The following is a 2,089-nucleotide window of genomic DNA, read 5'->3' on the forward strand; positions in this document are numbered from 1 at the left end:
AACACCTGTTACTCACCAGCCGCGAAGGCCTCGAAGCCCCCGGCGCCAGGGTCCTGTGTGACGAACTCACCGCCCTCGGCTGCCGCGTGACCATCGCCGCCTGCGACGTCGCCGACCGCGAGGCCCTGACCCGGCTCGTGGAACAGGTCGAGGCCGAAGGCCCCGCCATCCGCACCGTCATCCACACCGCGGGCGTCGGCATGCTGGCACCCCTCGCCGAGACGGACCTCGACTTCTTCGCCGAAGGCCTGCGCGCCAAGGTCCTCGGAGCGGCCAACCTCGACGCCGTCTTCGACCACGACCGCCTCGACGCGTTCGTGCTGTACTCCTCCGTCGCGGGCACCTGGGGCAGCGGCGACCACGGCGCCTACTCCGCCGGCAACGCCTACGTCGACGCGCTCGCGGACCACCGCCGCGCCCGCGGCCTGACCGGTACGTCCCTCGCATGGGGCATCTGGAGCCCCGAAGGCGGCGGCATGGCCGTCAACATCGTCCGGGAGCAGCTGCGTTGGCGCGGCATCCCCTTCATGGACGCCCAACTGGCCGTCGGCGGACTGCAACAGGCACTCGACCACGACGACACCTTCCTCGCCGTCGCCGACATCGACTGGGAACGGTTCGTCCCGGTCTTCACCGCCGCGCACCCGCGACCGCTCCTGCACGAAGTGCCGGAGGTAACCGAGGCGATGAAGGCGGACGAGGCCGTCGTCGCGAGCGCGGTCAGCCGCGCCGACACCCTCCGCGCGGAACTGGCCCAGATGTCCGCCGCCGAGCGGGACCGGGTGCTGTTCGACCTGGTCCGCACCGAGGTGGCCGGAGTCCTCGGCCACGCGGACAGCACCGAGGTCGCCGTCACCCGCGCCTTCCGCGAGATGGGCTTCGACTCCCTCACCGCCGTCGAACTGCGCAACCGCCTCAACTCCGCCACCGGCCTCGGCCTTCCGGCGACGATCGTCTTCGACCACCCCAACGTCCGCGACCTCGTCCGCTTCCTGCGCACGAGCCTCGTCCCCGACACCCAGGCCGCCGCTCCGCCGGCCACCGCCACCCCCGCGGCGACCGCCCGCGACGACGAGCCCATCGCCATCGTCTCCATGAGCTGCCGCTTCCCCGGCGGCGTCACCTCGCCCGACGAACTGTGGAGCCTCGTCCTGGACGAGACCGACGCGGTGTCCACCCTGCCCACCGACCGCGGATGGGACGTCGAGAACCTCTACGACCCCGATCCGGACCGGGCCGGTACGACCTACGCCCGCGAGGGCGGATTCCTGCACGACGCCGCCGAGTTCGACGCCGCGTTCTTCGGGATCTCGCCCCGCGAGGCGACCGCCATGGACCCGCAGCAGCGCCTCCTGCTGGAGACCGCCTGGGAGGCACTGGAGCGGGCCGGCATCGCCCCCGACAGCCTGCACGGCAGTCCCACCGGCGTCTTCGTCGGCGCCTCCCACCAGGGATACGGGTCACGCTCCGAGGTGCCGGAAGGCCTCGAGGGCCACCTGATCACCGGGACCGTCACCAGCATCGCCTCCGGCCGCATCTCCTACACCCTCGGCCTGGAGGGCCCGGCCGTCACCATGGACACCGGCTGCTCCTCCGCCCTGGTCGCCCTGCACCTCGCCCTGCAGGCGCTGCGCTCCGGAGAGTGCTCCCTCGCGCTCACCGGCGGCGCCGCCGTCATGGGCGAGCCCATCGGCCTCGTCGGCTTCAGCCGGCAGCGCGGGCTCGCCGTGGACGGCCGCTGCAAGCCCTTCTCCGCCGAAGCCGACGGCATGGGCATGGCCGAAGGCGTCGGCATGGTGCTGCTGGAGCGGCTCTCGGACGCCCGCCGCAACGGACACCAGGTCCTCGCCGTCGTCCGGGGTTCGGCGATCAACCAGGACGGCGCGTCCAACGGCCTGACCGCCCCCAACGGCCTGTCCCAGCAGCGCGTCATCCGCGCCGCCCTGGCCAACGCCGGCCTGTCGGCCGTCGACGTCGACGCGGTCGAGGCGCATGGCACGGGCACGAAGCTGGGTGACCCGATCGAGGCGCAGGCGCTGCTGGCGACGTACGGGCAGGACCGGGACGCGGGCCGGCCGTTGTGGCTGGG

General features: G+C 72.9%; 1 protein-coding gene. It reads left to right on the plus strand.

Annotated elements, in window-relative coordinates:
* The coding region (locus ABZV34_RS38780; RefSeq protein WP_356287796.1) for a type I polyketide synthase at positions 1-2,089 on the plus strand (2,089 nt) is incomplete at both ends.

Source organism: Streptomyces sp. NPDC005195, from assembly GCF_040608315.1.
Taxonomy (GTDB): domain Bacteria; phylum Actinomycetota; class Actinomycetes; order Streptomycetales; family Streptomycetaceae; genus Streptomyces; species Streptomyces kaempferi.